Origin of the sequence: Paenibacillus sp. OV219, from assembly GCF_900110075.1 — a bacterium.
Taxonomy (GTDB): Bacteria; Bacillota; Bacilli; order Paenibacillales; family Paenibacillaceae; genus Paenibacillus_Z.
Window position 1 is genome coordinate 58106 of the sequence record NZ_FOCJ01000012.1, and the last position, 22102, is coordinate 80207.

17 protein-coding genes and 1 pseudogene are annotated in these 22102 nt (G+C 47.3%); 1 reads left to right on the plus strand and 17 read right to left on the minus strand.

Going from position 1 to position 22102, the window contains the following annotated elements:
* Window positions 1-23: 23 nt before the first annotated feature.
* The 8 genes from BMY11_RS24035 to BMY11_RS24070 all read right to left on the minus strand — a co-directional run bounded on the left by BMY11_RS24035 (window position 24) and on the right by BMY11_RS24070 (window position 10719).
* Window positions 24-908, minus strand: coding sequence for a carbohydrate ABC transporter permease (locus BMY11_RS24035; protein WP_090582189.1), 885 nt, complete (start codon window positions 906-908; stop codon window positions 24-26).
* A 19-nt stretch (window positions 909-927) separates the two neighbouring features.
* Window positions 928-1818 carry an ABC transporter permease gene (locus BMY11_RS24040; protein ID WP_090582191.1) on the minus strand — a complete coding sequence of 297 codons (891 nt, stop codon included), beginning with the start codon at window positions 1816-1818 and terminating at the stop codon, window positions 928-930.
* A 79-nt stretch (window positions 1819-1897) separates the two neighbouring features.
* Entirely contained in the window at window positions 1898-3586 is a 1689-nt protein-coding gene (locus BMY11_RS24045; protein WP_090582193.1) for an extracellular solute-binding protein, read from the minus strand.
* Window positions 3587-3696: 110 nt separating this feature from the next.
* Window positions 3697-4782, minus strand: a complete 1086-nt coding sequence (locus BMY11_RS24050; protein ID WP_090582195.1) for a response regulator — start codon at window positions 4780-4782, stop codon at window positions 3697-3699.
* Window positions 4779-6548, minus strand: a complete 1770-nt coding sequence (locus tag BMY11_RS24055; protein WP_177182799.1) for a sensor histidine kinase — start codon at window positions 6546-6548, stop codon at window positions 4779-4781. Before BMY11_RS24055 ends, BMY11_RS24050 begins: the two co-directional genes overlap by 4 nt.
* Before the next feature lie 201 nt (window positions 6549-6749).
* Window positions 6750-8510, minus strand: a complete 1761-nt coding sequence (locus BMY11_RS24060; RefSeq protein ID WP_090582199.1) for a methyl-accepting chemotaxis protein — start codon at window positions 8508-8510, stop codon at window positions 6750-6752.
* A gap of 220 nt (window positions 8511-8730) precedes the next feature.
* Window positions 8731-9717 (minus strand): Gfo/Idh/MocA family protein, encoded by a 987-nt coding sequence (locus tag BMY11_RS24065; RefSeq protein ID WP_090582201.1) that lies wholly within the window; start codon window positions 9715-9717, stop codon window positions 8731-8733.
* A 24-nt stretch (window positions 9718-9741) separates the two neighbouring features.
* Window positions 9742-10719, minus strand: a complete 978-nt coding sequence (locus BMY11_RS24070) for a Gfo/Idh/MocA family protein (RefSeq protein ID WP_090582203.1) — start codon at window positions 10717-10719, stop codon at window positions 9742-9744.
* 131 nt (window positions 10720-10850) lie between these two features.
* Between BMY11_RS24070 and BMY11_RS24075 the strand changes: the two genes are divergently transcribed.
* Complete coding sequence (locus BMY11_RS24075; RefSeq protein ID WP_090582205.1) at window positions 10851-11726, plus strand: AraC family transcriptional regulator; 876 nt, start codon at window positions 10851-10853, stop codon at window positions 11724-11726.
* Here BMY11_RS24075 and BMY11_RS24080 read toward each other — a convergent pair.
* From BMY11_RS24080 to BMY11_RS24115, 9 genes and pseudogenes are all read right to left on the minus strand, one after another.
* Window positions 11710-12249, minus strand: coding sequence for a phosphotransferase-like protein (locus BMY11_RS24080; RefSeq protein WP_090582208.1), 540 nt, complete (start codon window positions 12247-12249; stop codon window positions 11710-11712). The genes BMY11_RS24075 and BMY11_RS24080 overlap by 17 nt on opposite strands.
* A gap of 127 nt (window positions 12250-12376) precedes the next feature.
* On the minus strand, window positions 12377-12985 hold the full coding sequence (locus BMY11_RS24085) for an acyl-CoA-like ligand-binding transcription factor (RefSeq protein ID WP_256217752.1): 609 nt from the start codon (window positions 12983-12985) through the stop codon (window positions 12377-12379).
* Between the two features lie 28 nt (window positions 12986-13013).
* Window positions 13014-14546 (minus strand): MDR family MFS transporter, encoded by a 1533-nt coding sequence (locus BMY11_RS24090; protein WP_256217753.1) that lies wholly within the window; start codon window positions 14544-14546, stop codon window positions 13014-13016.
* 153 nt (window positions 14547-14699) lie between these two features.
* A pseudogene (locus BMY11_RS29510) lies at window positions 14700-14870 on the minus strand (Gfo/Idh/MocA family oxidoreductase); the annotation flags it as partial.
* Window positions 14871-15117: 247 nt separating this feature from the next.
* The gene (locus BMY11_RS24095) at window positions 15118-15945 is read right to left on the minus strand and encodes a carbohydrate ABC transporter permease (protein WP_090582210.1); all 828 of its coding nucleotides are present in this window, start codon (window positions 15943-15945) and stop codon (window positions 15118-15120) included.
* Between the two features lie 4 nt (window positions 15946-15949).
* Entirely contained in the window at window positions 15950-16810 is an 861-nt protein-coding gene (locus BMY11_RS24100; protein WP_090582211.1) for a carbohydrate ABC transporter permease, read from the minus strand.
* A 77-nt stretch (window positions 16811-16887) separates the two neighbouring features.
* Window positions 16888-18294, minus strand: a complete 1407-nt coding sequence (locus BMY11_RS24105) for an ABC transporter substrate-binding protein (protein ID WP_090582213.1) — start codon at window positions 18292-18294, stop codon at window positions 16888-16890.
* 92 nt (window positions 18295-18386) lie between these two features.
* On the minus strand, window positions 18387-19967 hold the full coding sequence (locus tag BMY11_RS24110; RefSeq protein ID WP_090582215.1) for a response regulator transcription factor: 1581 nt from the start codon (window positions 19965-19967) through the stop codon (window positions 18387-18389).
* The gene (locus BMY11_RS24115) at window positions 19964-21670 is read right to left on the minus strand and encodes a cache domain-containing sensor histidine kinase (RefSeq protein WP_090582217.1); all 1707 of its coding nucleotides are present in this window, start codon (window positions 21668-21670) and stop codon (window positions 19964-19966) included. The genes BMY11_RS24110 and BMY11_RS24115 overlap by 4 nt, the downstream gene beginning before the upstream one ends.
* Between the last annotated feature and the right edge of the window lie 432 nt (window positions 21671-22102).

Below are 22102 nucleotides of genomic sequence, written 5' to 3' on the forward strand. Positions count from 1 at the left end.
CTCTCCCTATTTTGACCGAGTCATTATTCTTTCACAGAGCCGAGCGTAATGCCATGTACGAAGTACCGCTGCAAGAACGGATAAATGATGAGTACAGGCACCATAGTGACTACGATCTTCGCTGCATTCAATGTTTTGTTCGATAGCTGCGACAGATTCTGCAGCTGATCGGTGGTAAGCTCCGCCGTATTAATGTTAATAACGAGCTGCTGCACGTAGGATTGCAACGGATAATGGGCCGGCTTATTCATCAGAATCAGACCGTCGAAGAAGGAGTTCCAGTGGAACACGATGCTGAACAGCGTGACTGTTGCCATGACGGGAACCGAGAGCGGCAGGTAGATCTTGAGAAGCAAATACCAAGCTCCCGCTCCATCGACCATCCCCGCTTCATCGAGCTCCTTCGGCAAGCCTCTGAAATAGTTGATGACGAGAATAATGTTGAAGACCGGCACCGCGTATGGCAGGACAAGCGCCCAGATGGAATCTAGCATACCGTACGATTTGATCGTCATATACCATGGGATGAGCCCGCTGTTAAACAGCATCATGGCGACCAGAAACCACATAATGATATTGCGTCCCGGAAAGATTGTATTCTCTTTCGAGAGCGGATAAGCCATCAATAAGGTAATGACAAAACTAATCGAAGTTCCGAGAACAACCCGTTCGATCGAAATCAGGAACGCCTTAAAAAACTTCCGGTCGCTCATAATTTCATGGTAAGCCGCCAAATTAAAGTGAACGGGATGCCATTTGACGAGGCCCCCTGCCGCTGCGCTGCTATCACTGAAAGATACCGCAACAGTATACCATAACGGATAAAGCGTAGAGATCATAACGATGCCTAAAATCAGGTAAATGAGTGTATCAGCGGAAATCGAGCCGAATGAGCGTGTTTTAACCATGGTTCAATCACTTCCTTTATTAGAAGATACGGTAATTCGCGAATTTGGACGCTAATGTGTAAGAAACACCGATCAGCAGCAAGCTGACGACCGATTTGAGTAAGCCTACCGCAGTCGCCAATCCGTACTGCACATTCAAGAGACCTACGCGGTACACATACGTATCGATAATATCGGAGGACGAGTACACGAGCGGATTGTACATGTTATATATTTGATCGAAGCCCGCATTCAAGACATTACCGAGGCTGAGCGTTGCAAGCAGCACAATCGTCGGTTTGATGCCGGGCAGCGTTACATGCCATAGCTGTTTGGCTCTACCGGCTCCATCGATCGCTGCTGCTTCATAAAGAGATGGATTAATGCCGGTCAGCGCGGCTAAATAAATAATGGTATTAAAGCCGAATTCCTTCCACACGTCACTTCCAACGAGAATGCCGGGAAACCACGTATTGTTAGCTAGAAACAGGACAGGCTTAAAGCCGAACACACCGAAAAATTGATTCACAATACCATGATAAGAGAACATGTCTGTCACAATGCCGGCAAGAATTACCCAAGACAGAAAGTGAGGCAAATAAACGATCGTCTGTACAAAACGCTTAAATGCCATCTTACGAACCTCATTCAGCAAAAGGGCAAATACGAGCGGTACAATCAAGTTTGCGATAATCTTCATCACTGCTAGGTAAATGGTATTCATAAAAATAACACGGCTGTCGGACAGCTGGAACATATACTTAAAGTTATCGAGTCCCACCCATTCCGAGTGCCAGATGCCAAGACCGGAGTTGAAGTTCTCGAAAGCGATTGCAACCCCGAACAGCGGAACGAGAGAGAACATAACAAGTAGTATCATTCCGGGAATCAGCATCAGGTAATAGTTCGTAATGAATGCCTTGTTCTTCATCTTTGCTTTCCCACTCCTTCATTTAGAACAATTAGCGCCAGGAGCTAAGCCCCCAGCGCTAATCGCTAGCTCGTTCTTCCTATCCCTTGAGAGCTTCTGTAACTTCCTTCGTAATCTCATCTCCACCTTGCGCCTTGAAGTTCTTAACGAACTCGTCAAAAGCATTCAGGTCGGCACTGCCCATAATGATTTTGGTATACGTTTCGTTTTGTAATTTCAGCAAGTTCGCCCATTTGGTTTCCATGGATTTGGTTTGACCATAGAACAAGCTGAATACTTTGTTCATTGGCTTGAACAGCTCCTGACCGGAAACAATGTAGGAGAATGCAGGGCCCCACGCGCCGAAGTCAGTTGCAGGAGCGTCTTTCGTTTTCAGCCAATCTTCATATAGCGGTTTTTGGTTGCTGTTTAGTGTCGATACGTCTGCAGTGCCGCCAATCACATCGTTGATCGCCTTCGAGTTGCGTTCTACGTTATCTGCATACGTCGTCACGCTGCGCAATGGCCAGTTCTGCAAGCCAACACCTGGATCAAGCTTCGACGAATCCGGATCCGCATAAGTTTCCGCTGCGACTTGAACATTAATATATTTCATGAGTGCTTCAGGATGCTTAAAGCCTTTCTTCATAACGAAGTAAGCGCTTGTCGGCGATTGTACATGCGTATTGAACGTGCCTGCGGAATCAAGAGGTACCAGATAAGGCTTCCAATTCGCTTTCGGATCATTCTTCATCGTATCCGGCAGCGGGTCGTAGCCCATCCACCATGGTCCGAAGAAAATACCCGACTTACCGCCTCTCACAAGCTCAAGCGGATCGGTGTGAAGCGCGAATTCCTTATCAATTAAGCCTTGCGCATACAGATCGCGGAGCTTGCCCAGCGCTTCCTTCGTCTCTGGCGTAATGCCGCCAAAACTCACATTACCGGAGCTATCCTTCACCCAGTTGAGCGGGTAGGACTTGAATGACGCGAAGATCGGATCCAATCCGCCGACAGAGTTGTCCATTTCGAACAAAGCTTTGTCTCCCGTAATACCGACCGTCCCTTTGCCGCTAGCATCTTTGTCGATGAATGCTTTCGCGACCGCTGCAAGCTCATCCACCGTCTTCGGCGGCTGCAGACCCAGCTTATCGAGCCAATCCTGACGGATCCACAGCATGTAGATCGAGTCCGCCAACGTTTGCGAGTTCGGAATCGCCATCAGCTTGCCGTCGAACGTCGCCTGCTTAAGACCGATTTCGCTCGCAGATTCATACATTTCTTTAATTTGCGGAGAAGCATAGTTCTTGTAAACCTCAGTCATGTCCTCCAATTGGCCAGCTTCCACCAGCTTCACGAGATCCGCATAGTTTACGATCATCGCATCCGGAATGTCGTTACTAGCGATCGCCAGCTTCTGCTTCTGCGTGTAAGCATCGCCTTGTGCTTGCCAAACATGGTTAAACTTAATGTTCAATTTCTCTTCCGTATAGCGGGTATACTGATTGTTCTCAACCGTATCACCAGCTGGTAGTGTCTTCTCCGAGGTCGGGTCAATCGATTTGCCGATATTGATCGTCACCGGCTCTGCGTATTTACCGAAAGGATCCGCAGGTGCAGCTTGTGCTGCAGAATTAGCTGCATTCCCATTCGCATTCGTAGTATTCGAGGTGTTCGCCGCTGCATTTTGCTCATTGTTGCTTGAGCTGTTGTTATTTGAAGCGCACCCTGTTGCTAGTGCCAAACAAGCTGTTAACATGATTGCTGTACTTCGCAAACGCAAATTCATCTTAATCCCCCTATAGTTTGGTTTGGCTTTCTTGCACTATCGTATATTAAAAAGGACCTTCTGCGAGAGCAAAAACGGTCCTTTGAAGGTAGCTATTCGATTCGTTCCTTTTAGGACAATTGGTAGACCGACTTCATCAAATCGGACGATTTTATACCTTTAGCACGATATTCACTTGGCAGCAGGTGAAATAAAGAACGAAATACTTTACTGAAGTACTTTTCGTTCGGATAGCCTGCCTTCTGAGAGACTGCATAGATCGGAAGTGTCGTCTCTTCCAGCAGCTTCAGCGCAAACTCCAGACGGGCGTTTCGCAGATAGTTTTGAAAGGAGATACCAACAATCTCTTTGAAGCATTCGCTGAAATAGCTCCGGCTTACGCTGACCTCGCGCGCCACTTGGTCCAGATGAAGATCCTCACTCAGATGCTCCCGGATATAATGGGCTGCCCGAAGGATCGCCTCGATGATTTCAATCGAGTACTGCGACAGCTTCTGTTCATTCTGGAACCAAGCTCGCAGTGCGATGATCTCCGTGTGCCATTCTGACAGCGTAACGATGGAAGCTGACGCTACCTTCCGCTCTTCCGGCAGGATCGGATTCAGCTTATGGAGCAGTTTCTCGCTAGCTTCTTGTACAGCTTCAAGCTTCAGCTTGTGCTGGCTCATATATTCGGTCAGCTTGGCAAACTTGCTAGCATCTCTAAGCCAGTCAAACGGCATCATTGCCGCCATGATCCATGCCTGTTCTTCAGGTGATGCAGACTGCTGCCGCTGGCCGCCTTGATCGTTCGGATGGTTAGTACGCTGCTTTAATTCAAACTGAATCCGCTTCGTAATCCGCTCCAGCACTTCTTCCAGCTTTACCTTCTCGAGCTGAATCTTTGCAATATAATCAATCGCCCCAAGACGGAGCGCTTCCTGAACCAATTCGAAATCCTGATGATAAGACAGCACCACAATAAATAGGTTCGGATAGAGCTCACGAACCTGCCGCATCAGATCGATTCCTGATAAGACCGGCATCGCGAGGTCCGTTATGAGCAGATCAACCTCATTCTCCTGCAGAAATTCAAGCGCCTTCTCCCCATTACTTGCTTCACCGACCACCTGTAATCCGAACTGATTCCAAGGGAGCAGGTTCATTAAGCCTGTCCGCGCCAAACGATCATCATCAACGATAAGTACGCGCATCATAAGCTTTCACCTTTCTTCATTGCATACATTCTAGGTAGTCGAAGCGTAATACACGTTCCTTCTCCTATTGCGCTTGTCATGTCAAATGCGGCTTGTCCGTCATATTGAGAATCGAATACGCGCTTCACATAGTAGACCCCGATTCCAAGCCCAATCCGATTCTGCTCTTCCGATTGCTTCTCGAGCAGCCGCGCAATCGTTTCTTGCGTCATACCGCGTCCGTTATCGCGGATACGAATGATCATAAACGCGCCGCCATCCGGCTCCACTGTAACTTCAATGAGACCATTCTTGTCAAAATTCCCATGATAGAGAGAGTTTTCCACGAGCGGCTGCAAAATAAACCGCGGTACCAAGCAATTCTGCAGCTCCTCCCCGACTTCGATTGTGACGCTGAACTCGAAATCGTAGCGGATCTTCTGCAAGGTCAAATAATCCTTCAGCGCCTCCAGCTCTTCCGCGATCGTCGATTGCGGTCCCTTCTTGCCAAGGTTGTAATAGAGCAATTTATTCAGCGAGGTCGCGACGGTATCGATATCCTCTTGCCCCTTCAAACGAGCCAGCCATTGAATCGTATCGAGCGTATTATGAATAAAATGCGGGTTAATCTGGTACAGCAGCTTCTCGACTTCAAAGTCAGCCCGGCGCTGTTCTTTCAAGGCGTTCTCTTCCAGCAGTTCCTTCACTCGGTCGCGCATCGTATCGAAATGCCGCATCATCGTATCAAATTCAACAATCGAGAATCGCGACAATGGCGTGTCAAAATCACTGTTCTCAACAAGCCGCATATCTTGATTGACCTTCCTCAGAGGCACATAAACCATCCGCCAAATCGCCAAGGCGAATAAGGAGCAAAGCAATATAGAAATGATTAGAATGACCACGAGCTGCTCAATCCAGCGTATGACTTCTTTGTGATAGGCGGCCTTCGAGATGAGATACACCGCTTTCCAGCCTTGATTGCTCGCTGTCTCAAACACATAATAGCCTCTGGCTTCCTTGAGCTTGCCTGCCGAACTGTCACGCAGAATCGACCCAATCGGAAAATCAGCCGTATTCTCGCTGAATGTAACCCGGTTCTCCTGATCGACAATGAGACGATACTCGTTCATGCTATCCTCATGGCCCGTTTGATTGATTTTATCCCACAGCTTATAGCCCGTCTCGAGATAGACGTAGACGTTATTCTGATCTGGCATGACAATTTTTCGTGCGACAGATAGCACTTGAACGTCGCTGTACTGCCGATTCGTCAAATGCGGCCCGTAATAGGTGATCCCGTTCAGCTCGACGAGCCGAGGAAGCTTTACCAAGGAGAAGTCGGGATTTACCGTATAGTTCTGGTAAAGGATCTTCTTCTGATCTTCGAAATAATAGAAGAATAGTCCGAGTGTCGGATTCGTGCTGGATATAATCGTTAAATCCTGCTGGATATCGTTGTTAATTTGTGTTTTCTTATAGAGGTCCTTTTCCGAAAGGAACTGACTAAGCTTCTTCCCAATTCTGCCGTCATACGCGAGGATTTGAGAGACGTTGTTAATGTTGGCGAGTGTATTCTCAAGCGACATCTGGTATAAATTCAGGTTGTTCTGGATGCCTGTCCGAATACGCTGATCGAGCAGCGGATATACGCTCTTGTATGAGATGAAGATAACCAACAGAAGCGGAATGAGAACGTTAAAGCCTAAGATGATGAATAATCTATTCTTTAATGTCTTCGGCCACAGGCCTGACATCGAAACTTTTATCCTGTTCTTTATGCTCATGATGACCTCCTTGCTGTCTATCGCAATAACTATAGCGCAAATAATCACGAAAATGTAACGATACGGATGAATCCGTAGGAAAGTGTACATTAACGCGTAAATTTCGGATGATTTTATACCCTGTGTGGAGAATGGCGAATCTCCTTAAACAGAGCAAGGGCCTTATCCTCCACAGGATAAGGCCCTTGCTCTTGATTATGCTTACAGCTTAAACTTCTCGACTGCTTGCTGAAGCTCACCTGACATCCCGTTTAAGCGGGTTGCCGTCTCCGTAACCTCGGACATTGTAGCCAGCTGACGCTCAGAAGCGGCGGAGATGCTCTTCGTCATTTCCGATGTCATGCGGGACTGCTCGGCCATCTCCGTAATGGAAGCTGACACTTCCTCGGAGCCTGCCGACATCTCTTCGGAAACGGCGGAGACATCTACCATTTGCGCAGCTACCATCTGTACGGTGAGAGCAAGCTGCTGGAAGGCTTGATCCGCCTTCTGCACGACCGTTTCAATGGCCTCGACTTCCACCATGCCGCGATCCATCGCGACGAATGCAGTTTGCGTCTCAAGCTGCACGCGACCGATCAGATCCTCGATTTGCTCTGACGATTGCTTGGACTGCTCCGCAAGGGTTCGAATCTCGCGCGATACGACAGCAAAGCCGCGGCCATGTTCGCCTGCACGGGCAGCTTCGATCGAAGCGTTAAGAGCAAGCAGGTTCGTTCGATTCGTCACTTCCGCGATCATCTTCGTAATCGTGCCAATCTCTTCCGATAATGCCTTCAAGCTAGTCATCGCTTGTACGCCTTGGCGAATTTCGCTCAGCGCCTGCGTCATTTGCGTAAGGTTCTGCTGCATGTGCTGATTGCCTTCGGAGGTCCATTGCATCGCTTCTTCGGAGCCTCTCGACGATTCGCCAGCCGATTCCGCAATACGCTGGATACCAGTCGTAATCTCATGCATGGCACGGCTGTTCTCTTGTGCCCCGACTAGCTGTTCATCGGAACGGGAGGATAGCTGCTCAATAGATCCAGAGATCGCCTGCGTTGCTTGTACCGTTTCCGCTGCGCCGTTCAACAATTTCTCTGAAGCTCCTGACACTTGCCGGGAAGATTCCGCGATATGCTCAATGAGCGAACGGAGATTGCCGATCATCGCGTTGAAGTTCTCGCCAAGAAGTCCAACTTCGTTACGGCTCTTGATCGAAATTTGACCGGATAAGTCTCCATTCGCCGCATTCTGAGCAAGGGTGCTGAGGCGATTGATCCCGCGGAGGTTAATTCGCACCGAGATGGAGAGCAGGATCATAAAGACGACGAGTGCGATAACACCGGCAGTTATGCTTTCCATCAAACGTTTATTTAGAATGGATTGAATGAGCTTATAATCAAAGTCCAGTCCGGCGAACGCGACGAGCTTGCCATCCTTGTCTCTAATCGCGCTGATGGCGCTGATCCATGTACCAAGATCGTCCGTGTAAGGCGCCGTAACGCTGTATCCAGTTGCCTCGGCTTCCTTGAGCGCATCATATAGCGCGGGCTGAGGAACGTAAGACATCGCAGGCAGTTCTCCGCCTTCGTAAAGCTCGGAATTAGACAATAAATTCAGCAGCGCAGGCTGCCCATCTTCTGTCGTCCATTCGGGATAGAACATATAGGCGTTCTCGACGAGGTCGGAAGACGCTGCTCGATCCATCTCTCCCTGTACCTCTGCAACCTCTGGAACGGTTTTATACGCTGCCGCATTCTTCTTCGATTCGACCTTCGATAACTCGATTTTGTCGGTTTGAAGCATGAGCGGGGAATGGAACATGCCCTCCACTGCATTCAATTCATCGTAAACTTGACTCGTCTGATGCCGGTAAGATACATAGGTCAATACGATGCATAGCAATAAACAACATACTCCGGCTAGTAGGGAAATACGAAAAGCAAGTGAACGAAAGTAAGAGATTTTCATGACCTTCATGCTGCGATGCACTCCTCAGGCGTTGGTGTCTACGGTAGATTGTTGCTAACTGTCTCACAGTTACAACTTATGAGAAACTTTTCCTACAATATATCACGAAGCAGCAATTGCCGAACACCAAAACCATATGTTGGAAATTACCGACGCGATACACGCAGTATCATACAGCAAGAGCCCCGTACGCAGTGTACGGGGCTCTTGCCATTTACCATTTCGCCTTCTACAGCACAACCGGCTGTCCGAGCTTGTTCGATTCATAACCTGCAATCGCCACCTGCGCGGCTTTCAAGCCATCTTCGCCGGTAATCGGCACCGGCTTTCCCTGCACCAAGGCGTTCACGAAATCCTGAATCATATAGAAATCCATGTCGTCGCCCCAGAAGGAATAGACCCCCTTGCCCGTTGCGTCGCTGAACAGATCGTTCTTCTGCGCGAGGCCGTCTACAGAAATAACACCCTTCGTGCCGACGATCTCCATCGTGACGTCGCCCCAGGTCGGGAACGATTTCGGACGGGACCAGCTCGTATCCAATACGGCGAATACGCCGTTATCGAACTTGACGTGAAGCATGCCGGCATCGTCGACTGCCAGCCCTTCCGTGAACAGAGTTGCGGCATAAGCATAGACTTCCTTGACCGGCGACTGCAACACCCAGTTCATGAGATCCATGACATGGACCGTGTGGTCCAGAAGAGCTCCGCCGCCAGAGAGACTTGGGTCGACAAACCATCCACCCGGATTGCCGCCGTGATTCGTTCCTTTAATCGCAACAATCTCGCCGATATCGCCACGATCAATCGCTTCCTTCGCGCTGATCACAGCTGCCAAGTAGCGACATGGGAAGGCCGTCATCAGCTGCACGCCATTCTCCTTGCATACGTCGATCATCTGCTGCATCTCTTCTACCGATACGCCAAGCGGCTTCTCGCAGAGTACATGCTTCTTCGCTCTCGCCGCATCGATGACCAGCTTGGCATGATGCACATTCTCCGAGCATATGACGATTGCATCGACATCTTGGGCAAGAAGCTGCTTATAATCCGCATAGTACGGTATGCCATGACGCTCCGTAATATCTGCCACTCGGCTCTTGCTGTCATCGGCTATGCCGACGACCTGCACATCCGGCAGCTGCTGCAAACTATTGAAGTAACTGAAAGCATGTCCGTGTGCGAAGCTGATCATGCCTACCTTTAACGTTGTCATGCTAGTGTCCCTCCCGTTTCATCATCACAGTAATACGACTTTGCCTGTCTCCAAGGATTCGCGCGCAGCTGCTGCAATTTCGAGCGCCTTGTACGCGTCATGTGCCGTCACAATTGGTTCGCTGCCTGTCTTAATACAACTCAGGAAGTGCTGCAATTCCTTATAGTAAGGATCGGTGAAGCCTGGGCTTTGCGGGATTTCCACGACCTTGTCTCCGCTCTGCTCCTGGGCCGATTTGCGAATCTGCAACGACTGCGACTTCATGCTGTCCGTGCTGACTAACCCTCCCGAGCCGGCAAATTCAGCCGCATAACGGAACGAACCCGGGTAACCCCAGAATGCCTCCAAATTGGCGACGGCGCCGCTCTCAAATACCAGCGTAACTAATGCGTATTCGATCTCGCCGTTACAATGCCCCATCGCATACACGGACTTCGCCTCTCCAAGCGTCCATCGCATGAAATCAATGTCATGCACCATGAGATCGACAATGACGCCGCCGCTTTTATCCGCTTCCTTAAACCAGCTTCTCGCTTCGCCTGGATGGCCTCCGACGCGGCGAGCATTGGCAACCCGGGCCTTGCCGATGAGACCGGCATCAACCTGCTGCTTGATCTGCGCGTATTCCGGGAAGAAGCGTACGACATGACCGATGAATAAGCGAACCCCATACTCCTCGCAGCATCGGATCATCTCTAGTGCGTCCTGCGGATGAAGCGCGATTGGCTTCTCGCAGATGATATGTTTGCCCGCAGCAGCAACCTTTACCACCAATTCCTTATGCAAGTAGGAAGGTACCGCAATGCTGACCACATCGAATTCGGCAGACAGGACCATCTCCTCAAACGAGCGGAACGCGGACGTATTCACCTTCTTCGCAGCATCCAACGCTAATTCATAATCGACATCGCAGACGCCAGTGAGTTCAACTCCGGGCATCTTCGCATAGCTCTGTGCATGGTACTGTCCCATGCCGCCGCAGCCAACAACAGCTACTTTCATCTCTCAATCGCCCCTTTAGTTGGTGTATACTAGTTAAAGCTATCATAACGATTCTCTTAGACTTCATGTATGCCGAGTTTTGACTCGTTTATATCCAAATTTGCACTTACTAGATAAGGTGAGCGATTAAGATGGAGACATTTCAAGAACCGATTCATTACCAGAATGAGCGCTTGTGCATGAAGGTTTGGCAGTTCACAGATTTCCGGACCAACCAGCCGCTCACAAGACAATGGCATTATCATAAAGAAGTAGAGCTCATTGTCGTACAAGAGGGCACGCTAGACATCCGTACGCCAGACAACACGTACATCCTCTCCCCAGGAGACGTCGTCCTTATCGGCTCCTCTCAGCTTCATCTCAGCAACAAAGTGGATGATGGGCCACTCGTCTATATCGTGCTGCATCTAGATCTCAGGCCATATTTCGATGAAGCGATGATGGGGTATTACCGCCATTTTTCCGAAATAATCAGACCGCTTGAGGATCTGAACTACATCTTTAGCGAGAATCCACGCACGAAGCAAGCAATCGGTCAGGTCATCATTGATATTCACGATGAAATGATGAACAAGACCAAGGGCTATGAAATCGCGATGAGCATGTACGTCAAGCGGCTGCTTCTCACCCTCCTTCGCAATGACGGGCGCGAGCTGCTCCAGCCCTTCGAGCATGTTGACGCTGCGGTGATGCAGCCGATTCTCGACTATGTGGAAAGCCATCTGAGCAGCAAAATTGATATGGAAGAAGCAAGCCGAATCGCCGGTATGAGCTACACTTACTTCTCCAAGTTCTTCAAGAAATGCGTCGGCGTTTCATTTACCTACTACGTCAATAGGCAGCGCATTCGCAGAGCCGAGCAGCTTCTAATTACGAAGAACATGATTATCGGAGATATTGCCACTGAGGTCGGAATCGAGAATATGGCTCATTTCTATGAGCTATTCAAGCGATTCACAGGCTGCACGCCGAAGCACTATTTGAGAAAGCTTAGACAATTGGTTTAACGCTCAATGCAGCCAATATCTTTGATACGCACTCTTCCGTTGAATTTTCGTATGTATTGATCTCCACATCGTATTTCATATGTTTATGTACAATTTCCAATTGTTCTTTGGCGATGCCGATATTTCTGTCACCACGGACGCGTTCGCGTCGTTCCAATTCTTCGAGCGGACAATGTACACCGACATATAATACATCTTCATCCTTGAACTGCTCTAAGAAATCCTCGGCATCGCTTTCCGCATCTAAGACCGTATCAATAATGATGTTAAAAGAATATTCCGAGATCACTTTTGTCAGCCTGTGCAAGATAAAGGTTATAAAATGCAGATCATAGTTTTGGTTGTTTATGATGGACCATGTCGACGGATCTTTTTTATAGTTACGCATTTTTGATATTAAGTCACCTAGATCGTCAAACCCTAATACGAAATAATTGGGCAATCTTTCCGACAGCATAGTGGCTATTGTAGATTTACCTGAACTTGAAACACCGTTCAAAAGGATAACTTCACCTTTAATCATAGCTACTTCCTCTCTTCATGAATTTCAAAACTTTCCTTATACATTCGTCGCTAACCAACCACTTTCCTTGGCGCTGATGTCGCTGAGTGATACGAACAAATAAAAAACCGTCCTTTATAAGGACGGCCTACTCCAGTGATAATCCCTCTTCCAGCATAGCCAACGCTTCATCGACCTTCGTAATAAAATAGGCATCCTCATTGTCGAGACAATATTGCTGTACCGCCATAACTGCCCCCAGGATGGATCCGGATAAAGTCATGATCTTGAAATCCTGCTTCGGAATGCCAAGCCGCTCGGATAAAATCTCCGTAAATATCATTAACGTATCATTCGTATGCAAGAGAGAAGCTGCCCGAAGCTCCGGAACGCTCATCGTCAGCCTTATTCGCTCTTGAAGCGCCGCCTTCTCTTCTTCCGAAATCTCGTCAAAGCCTTCCCGAATCGCTGCCCGGAACGCCTGAATCGGTGTCAGCTCAGGAGACTGCCTCTGAAAAGCACGGATGAGAACAGGATCGTAATCATCCTCTAGCACAAGCGCTTCCTTGGTCGCGAAATAACGGAAGAAGGTGCTCGGCGAAATCTCGCTCGCTTCGGCGATCTGCTCAATTGTGGTCGCCTGATAGCCCTGCTCCTTGAATAGACGCAGCGCGTGCTGTTGAAGCGTTAAGCGCGTCTTTTTCTTCTTCTTCTCGCGAAGTCCGATCTTCACCGGCTTTAGGTCACCAGGGGACATGGCCATAACTCCTATCTTCATTTCATAATTAAGCTTCGATTGTTGACGTACCTCCTGCTGCTGCGTGGTCGTCTTTCTTGTCCGATACGATCAGCACTTCCTTCTTGAGGAAGAAGCAGATGACGAATACGATCAACACGAAGACGAACGAGATCTGGTATAGATGCTGGAAAGCATTCGAGAACACACCTTTGATCTGTTCGACCAGATCCGCGTCCAACCCTTTTGGTATACCGCCTTGCGCTGCATGGCTTAATTGTTCCACGCTGTCCGCCGGTAGCGAGCCCGTAAGCTTGCTCATTCCGGAAGTAATTCTCGACGCCAGCAAGCTGCCGAATACGCTGACACCAATTGTTAGGCCGAAGGATTGGAACAATGTAACAGACGTTAATGCAATGCCGCTGTTGTCCTTGTCAACCGATTCCTGTACAACCAGGCTGTTATTAAACAATACGCCAAAGCCAAGACCAAGAATGAGGAAGAACACAACAATCTCGATCAGACTGGAATGCATGGTCAATCCGGTCATGAGGTAGAATGCAATCGCCGGCATCACCATCGACACGACGAATAGATATCGGTAAGGGAGCTTTGTCATCATTCTACCAGAAATGATACTGGAGAGCACAGCCCCTACCATCAGCGGCATTGTCAGATAACCGGACGCGATTGGCGTCAAGTCTAGCACGTTCTGAGCGAAGAACGGGAACGATGCGAAGGAACCCATCAAACCGATCATCATGAGGAAGATAATAAGCGAGATCACGACAAACGTGCGGTTCTTGAACAAGTGCATAGGCAGAATCGGTTCTTTCGCTCTCCGTTCCACGAGTACGAATACGGCAAGCAGCGCAGCTCCAAGCACCCACAAGCTAATCAGCACTGGTGAGCTCCAAGCATAGCCTTCCGTTTCATGAAGCACTGGCGTAATCAGCAGCGAAATAATTGCACCAACGAGTAGCAAAGCACCCGCCCAGTCGATGCTTGCCTCCTTATTCCCCTTCGATTCTTGAAGTCCCGCGGAAAGGACAATCGCTGCCAGTACACCAACCGGAATGTTCACCCAGAATATCCAATGCCACGAAATATGCTGTGTAAAATAGCCTCCGATCAACGGTCCAAGCAGCTGCGGTATGAACATAATCGCTCCGAAGATGCCTTGTGCCTTCGCTCGTTGTTCCACTGTAAAGATATCCCCAAAGATAACCATAGCGAGTGGCATTAATCCGCCTGCGCCAATCCCCTGAATACCGCGTCCAAGCAGAAGTACAGGCATGGCATCAGCAAAGCCGCTAATGATCGAACCCGCGATAAACAAGCTCATGCTCAAAATATAAATCTTCTTCCGTCCGTACAAATCAGCCAGCTTGCCGAGAATCGGCATAAATGAAGTCATCGTCAGCATGTAAATGCCTGCCACCCAGCCGTACAGCGATAATCCGTTCAGATCACGGATAATCGTCGGCAGTGCCGTATTCACGACGGTCTCATCCAGCTCAGAGAACACGAAGCCGATGAGCAGCCCCATCACAATAAGTGCTTTGTTATTCGTGCGTGTCAATATAAACCCTCCTACGTTGTCATGTTGCGTTCCATAATGAGAGTCTATATAAAATGATAGTCACTGTCAAATTAAATAAGCATTCACTTTTCAATGTGTGGGCAAAAAAAAGAACAGCGAAAGCCTTTAGGCTGTGCCGTTCCAATCCTACTTTTACAGATATACTTCTTTCCCTGTCTCTGACGATTGGTAGATCGCTTCCAGAATTTGCGTTACAACGAATGCCTGCTCCGGCGAAACGACAGGTTCAGTATCGTTAATGATGCACTGCAGCCACTGACGTGCTTCCCTTAGGCCTGGATCTTCCGCACCCGGTCCGAAATACGTGGATTGGTACCCTGAAATGAATCGGAGAATCTATCTATTCTGATAAAATGACCTGCAACTTCATCATATTGCTCTCTTAACCTGCCTACTTTCAATTTCCATACTATTTTCCTTCAATATAACGACTTCTTATCACACAACAAAAAAAATCCAGAATCGTGCAACCAGGTAACTTGGCTGGTTGACCGCTTCTGAATTTGTCTTTGCGATCTCGTTCCCTACATACGTAGTTTAATAATAACCATTAAGACTTCACCGTAATTTGCATACCCTTAATGAAATTTTTCTGAAGAAAGAAGAAAAGCAGCAGAGTAGGTATGGACGTAATGACGATACCTGCCATTAAGGTTGTAATTCCCGTAGAGAAATAGATGCCCTGCATGGCGGCAAGTCCTGACATAATGGGACGAATGTCATCGCTTCGCGTTAGGATCAACCCAAACACCAAATCATTCCATATGAATGTGAATTGAAATAAGAACAACACGGAAATCGGCGGTACCAAGAATGGAAATATGATCCGGAATAAGATGCCTAGTGTCGTATAACCGTCCATTTGAGCTGCTTCTACATATTCCCTCGATATCGTCGTCATGAAGTTACGCAATAGAAACACGCAGAATGGGATACAAATGGCGGTATAGAAGAGGCACATCCCAAAAAAGGTATCATAGATGCCCACTTTCTGATAGCCCGAGAACAAGGGAACCAGATACATTTGAAAGGGAAAGATCGTTCCGCTGTAAATGAACAAAAACCAGTAAAAGGAGCCTTTCAAGCGTAGGACAACCAAGCCATATGCTGCAAAGGCCGAGAGCAGGATACTAGCTGCCGAACCGATGACGCCATAAGTTAAGCTGTTCTTCACATATTTCGAAAGCTTGCCTACTTTCAACGCTTCCTCTACGTTCTGAAAGAAATGGAAGCTCTTCGGCCACGCCCACATACTCCCATTCGTAAAGTCAATTAATGATTTCGTCGAATTCATGAGAACGAGCACGACGGGAGCGATCCATAGAATGGCCAAAGTAATGACGATCATATATTTAATTGCTATTGCGAGCTGTTTCATGTTCTCACTCCTCTACGATTGTTTTTCTCAAATAAAACCAAGATGCAACAACCGTCAAAATCGTTAAGAGAATAGAGATCGCAGCACCTTGTCCGAAATGGAACAGCATAAATGTTTCGCGATACATCGTTACGGCCAGCGTCTCCGAGGAACGATAAGGCCCCCCCTGCGTCATGACCCAAATAATATCAAACGTCTTGAAGCTGTTTACGAGAGCCAGCCCCAGCACGACGATGGTTACCGGATTTAAGAGTGGCAGCGTTATTCTCCAGAAGATCTGGAACCGATTCGCGCCGTCGATTGCCGCAGCCTCGAACGGATCCTTTGGCAATGATCCCAGCCCGACTAGAAACAGCAGCATATTCGTGCCTGTTCCTTGCCATAAAGAGGCAATGAGCATGGCGACTGTATTATAGTGAGGCGTTTGCAGCCAATCCCTCGTCCATGATTCGAGACCCATATGGGTTAAGAGATAATTTATTCCACTAGAAGAGAATAGAAAGATCCAGATCACGCCTACGACCGTCAGGGACATCGCATAAGGCAAATAAAACAGATTCTTGAACAATCTCTGGCCTTTGATTTGTTGCAGCAATATGCTGAGGAGAAGTCCAAGACCCACGGGAAGAATTAAAGACAGTCCCACCCACATGAATGTATTCTTGAGCGAGGTGATATACGTAACATCACTGAACACCTCGACGTAGTTTTTCAAGCCTACCCAATGAGACCTCGTCAATCCATCCCAGTCTGTAAAGCTGACTACGAGTGTGTAAAGGATTGAAGATATAAAAAATACAGCTATTATCAAGGCCGCAGGCAATACATATAGCAATGCCTCTCCGTGTTTTTTGATGTAATTCATCTGGTCACACTCCCTATAGGTCCCGATAATAAGTAGGGTTAAGAGGCTTTTCTAACACCCCTTAACCCTAGCGACTATTATTTATTTTCCGCCCAGTACTTATCCGCCTTCTTCTGGATGTTATTCAAGACATCCATATATTGGTCCGGATTGAGCATGAACCTTATAAACTCACTGGATCCATATTCCGAAAGCTCCGATGGCGTCGCTTCCCAGTACCTTGTTATAGCGGCGTAATTGTCTTTCGAGATATTGTCCACGAGAGCTTTAATCGTCGGACTGCTTGCTTCGACATCCTTACGAGTAGGCACACCGCCAAATACAGCCAGCAGCTTCTCATTTGCTTCTTTCTTCGTAAGCGCAAGAGCAGCCTTAATGGCACCCTCTTTATTTTTGGCATTCTTCGAAACTAGAAACGGTGTAATTTCGGAGATAACGGTTTTGCCGGCTTCCGGCTTGATCGCAGGCATAATGAACGAGCCGTAGCCTTCCTCAGGCTTGAGGCCTGCGCCGGTCAAGAAGCTCTCATACCATGTACCGCACAAGAACATGCCGATTTTACCTTTTGCAAAAGCTGGCGGGATCTCGGTGTCCATCGTCATCGGTTTCGAGAAATAGCCTTTATCGTACATGGACTTCCATAGCTCCATCACTTCTACCACTTCAGGGTCCGTATATTTCGCCTGACCGACAACGAGCTTCTTATAGACCTCAGGGTAAGAGTGAATCATAAGATCCTCGAACCAAATAAATCCATTCCACGAATCCTTAATCGAAGTACCAATTGGTGTGATGTCCTTCGCTTTGAGCGTATCGTTAATTTTGATGAACTCATCCCATGTTGTCGGAACCGTTAATCCATTATCCGCGAATACCTTTTTATTGTAGAAGATCGTCCAATAATGGGCGGACGCTGGAATGCCGTAGATTTTGCCGTCAACAGTCAACGGACCGGAAAGCGAGGGCAGAATGCCATTCTCATCCGCGGTTAGCTCGTTCCATTGCTCCGTCATATCTGCCAAGTTCCCGCTATCTGCCAGCTCCTTCAATTTGTAGCCATTCCACCATTTGAAGAGATCTGGTGCCTCTTGCGTCGTAAATCCGATGCGCACCGCGGTTTGGTAAGCCGTCGTGTCGGTATAAGGAACACCTTCGAAGGTGACATTGTCTGAGGCTTGAACTATCGGATTGACATCGGTAATGTACTTGGTGAGTGCTGCGAAATCATAATAAAACTGTGCCTTAATCGGTTCCGCTTGATCTGCTGCTGGCGCATTATTATTCGTCGTATCAGCAGATGAATTGGCCCCTGAGTTAGCTTCTGTATTGGCCTCCTTATTAGCCTCTGCATTAGCTCCCTTATTCGCACTTGCCGTTGCGTTGTCCTTAGAATCTGATGAGTTGTTACTTGAACAGCCGGCCATGACTAGAGACAAGCTTGTCAATGCAACCACACAGCTGAGCAGCAAATTTTTCTTCTGCATTCTTGTTCCCCCCTAATTGATTTGACTGAATCGTATCCAACTACTTAGATTGTATAGGGGGAACGCTCCCGCTCCCATGAAGGAAATATAGATTATCTTCGAATATTTATAGTTCTGTATTCGAGTGGAGATACACCACTGTATTTCTTGAATAGCGTGGAAAAGTATGCGGCATCGTTGTATCCGACCATCTCCGCAATCTCATAGGTTTTTAACTCCATATTTAACAGCAGTTTCTTCGCTTCTCCCATTCGCACCTCGGTTAAGTACTCGATGATGCTTTTTCCCGCCTTCTTCTTGAACATGACGCTTAAATAAGCTGGATTCATATAGATAAATTCCGAGATTGAAGTTAGGTTGATATTCTCGTTGTAGTGTTCCCTTATGTATTTCATCACTTGTTTGGACGTGCAATTCTCTATGAACCCCTTCTTGCTGTCAGAGCTGATTGCCTTAAGTACGTTTAGCAGCGGGTTCATTCTCGCATAGAAGGAGTCTGCCGTTTCCATGATTCCGATTTCCGCTCCGAGATCGTACTCCCGGTCACCTAGTTCTTTCACAAAATGTCTAAGTAACGAATGGAACACCACTCTCACTTCTTGCTCCATGACTTCAAGAGAACCCAGACTCAGCTCTGCAGCCTTGAGGGCTTCATACCATTCTTTGAGCTGCTTAATAGCGGTATCCGCATGATCGAGATCGAACAGCTCTGCCAGCTGATCCATATGCGGCTTGATCAAATGGTTCGTATAGCGGCTAACTTGAGAGTGGAATTCGATTATAGGCTGGTCGGAGATGAGTCGGTACTTCAGAACCCGCGTTGCTTGCCCGTAACCTAGAGACAAGTGATATAGGTCATGCTTCTCGGAAATCCCGATAGAAACGGTTATTTTTAATAGCTCTCTACTTTTCATTGCAATCCGATTACCTAACACATTCAACTCTTCTTCATCCGCGATGCCCGCATGGAGCACAATGAGAACTTCATGTTCGTCATAATAACACGGCATATAACTGGTCAATTCCTCAACAATATTATGTAGGGCGTATTTCATAAGCATCCAACCGTTTTTTCCATAGTTACGCTTCTTTTCCGGCTTTTCTTCGATCTGAACAGCGATGATCGAGTAGCAGCTCGCTTGTAAATAAACGCCAATTGTCTCCGCTTCGGCAAGGCGTGCTTCAATCTGCAGCATCTTCTCCAGCTGTATGAACGTTCTCAAGAACTCGTGCCGAATGAGAGATTGATTCTGATTGAGGATCCCTTTCAGTTTTACTTCTTCAATCATCTTCGTCTGCATCGCAATGAACTCGGCCTCAATCTTACTTAGAAGCTCATAGAGATCCTGGAACATAACGGGCTTCAGCAAATAATCTTTACAGTTTAGCTTTAATGCTCGTTTCGCATATTCAAAATCATCGTACCCGCTTAGGATGATTGAACGTATATCGAGATTCAACCGCTGCACTTCCTCTAATAGCTGCAATCCATCCATTCTCGGCATCCGGATGTCCGTGATAATTAAATCAACACCTACGTGGGAAAGCTGCTCTAACGCATCTTCTCCGTTACCGGCAATGGCGACGACAGAACCGTTCAAGCTCATTCGTCCGATCATTTTAATAAGCCCGTCGCGAAGAAGCTCTTCATCCTCGACTACCATGATTCTCATGCGCCGATCCTCCCAGGAATTTCAATATAGAACCACGTGCCAATTCCTAACTTGCTTTGCATAACAAATTGAAAATCGCCTTCATAAGAGAGAGCGATGCGATTATAAACGTTCTGCAGACCGATTCCCCCCGGCTGTGCTTCGTACTCCTTCAATCGTTCCATGGTCTCGTCAACCGCGTGCTGGTCCATACCCACACCGGAATCTTTGACAGAAATAAACAGCCTGCTCTCACCGTCTTCAACCTCTTTCACTCCGACATGAATACTAACTTGTCCTTCCTTTCCTTTCGGAACGATGCCATGAATGATTGCATTCTCTACAATAGGCTGAATTAATAAGCGTATCATTAACCAGTGATTGACGCTTTCGTCGATGTGCAGGTCGAACTGAATCAATGGGAATCGATATTGCATGATGCGTATATACGTCCGGATATAATCGCATTCTTGCCTCACCTCCACCCACTCCTCCTGGCTGCCGATGGAATAGCGCAGCAGCTTTCCGAGCAAGGCGGACATGTCCGAAATTTTATAATTCTCATCAAGCTCTGCCTGCATGGTAATTGAACTTAATGTGTTGTAGAGAAAGTGAGGATTAATTTGCGATTGCAGTGCTTCGATTTCCGACCGCTTTCGTCTGCGTTCCGTTTCTGTCACCGTATCGATCAGATTATGAATTCTTCTGACCATCTGATTGAAGCTGCCCGTTATCATGCCGATTTCATCTCTCCGCTTGAAGCTGATCGTGTCGATGATGAAGTTCGTTTTCGAAGCTTGCTGCATGACCCTGCTAAGGTTCCACAGCGGCCTGGTAATTCGATAGCTGAGCAAATAGACGATTGCCATCGTCAATAATATAAATACAATATTGGCTAGTAAGATCCATTTGCGAAGGTAATCGACCTTCTGGAATAAAACATCCTCGGGCAGTGTGCCGACGAGCCGCCAGCCGGTTAAGTTAGAATTGTAGCTGACATGAAAATTCTGATCTTGCGAGTCCCAGTTCATTTTCTCGCCGGTCCATTTGCCGCTTAAATCAAAAATAACTTGGTCCTTACGATCCAGAACAAGTAAATCTCCGTGCTGCAAAAAGTTTTTATTATCCGTTTGCGTAAGGAAATTCAATTGAAACACAAGCTGAATCGTCGCCGTCATATGAAAGGAATTCGGATTAATAATCGTTCTCGTCACCGAGAATACCGTTTCACCATTCCCAAGCTTTTCAGGGGGCCAAACAAGGCTTCCTCCATTGTATTCACGGGTTTTATTAATCCACTCCTTGTTTATATCCACATAGTCCTTGCCCAAATGAAAGCGGTTACCATTTAAATCAACGAAATTAACCGCATAGATGTTATTATCCATTTCTCTTAACATGGACAGCCAGCCATTGATTTGTACCTGCTCCTCAAATGAATAGCCGTATAAACCGTTCGTATTGAATCGATGTTTCTCGAATATGTTCATCAGCGTACTGTCGTATTCCGGATTTTTGGTAATCCCTTTGACAAGCTGAATATAGCTATCCATCGTTCGCCCCGAGTTTTCCGTAATCCCTTTCAGCCATGTAATAGCGTCTTCCTGCATTTGTGTTTTTATCGTGGAGAAGGTAAGAAAATTAAGAAGTACCGACGGCAGCAGCACGGTCAAGAGGATAACCAGCATTAATCGGTGTTGAAAGGAAAGTGGTTTTCGGATCATCTACTCAGCCCAATCTATGTGGATTGATGCCCGGTGTTATCAGCATTATGACAATTATAGAGTGAGGAGCGAGTTCATGTATAGTACTCGATTTCATATAAAAGATAGACCTCTGACTATCAAAACAAGATTAGCATGTCCAAAAGTAGGCTTGCACTCACAATAAATAACACGTCTGAAAAATCAGACGTGTTATGGTCTTTTGGGAGTTATTTAAAATCCATCCATCAGATACGAAGTGCGATGAGAAATTCTGCGTCTCATCATCCTCGCATCCGGCCAAGAGACCATGCAACGGGCGATCCTATGTGACGGTATCTGCAGTAATCAAGAATAACCACAAAAAAAGCCGCGATTTACGCGGCAGTTTCTTAAATGTCCTGACTTCGTTTTTTGCTTATGCTCGTTAGCTCAAAAGCCTCTTTGGAAATA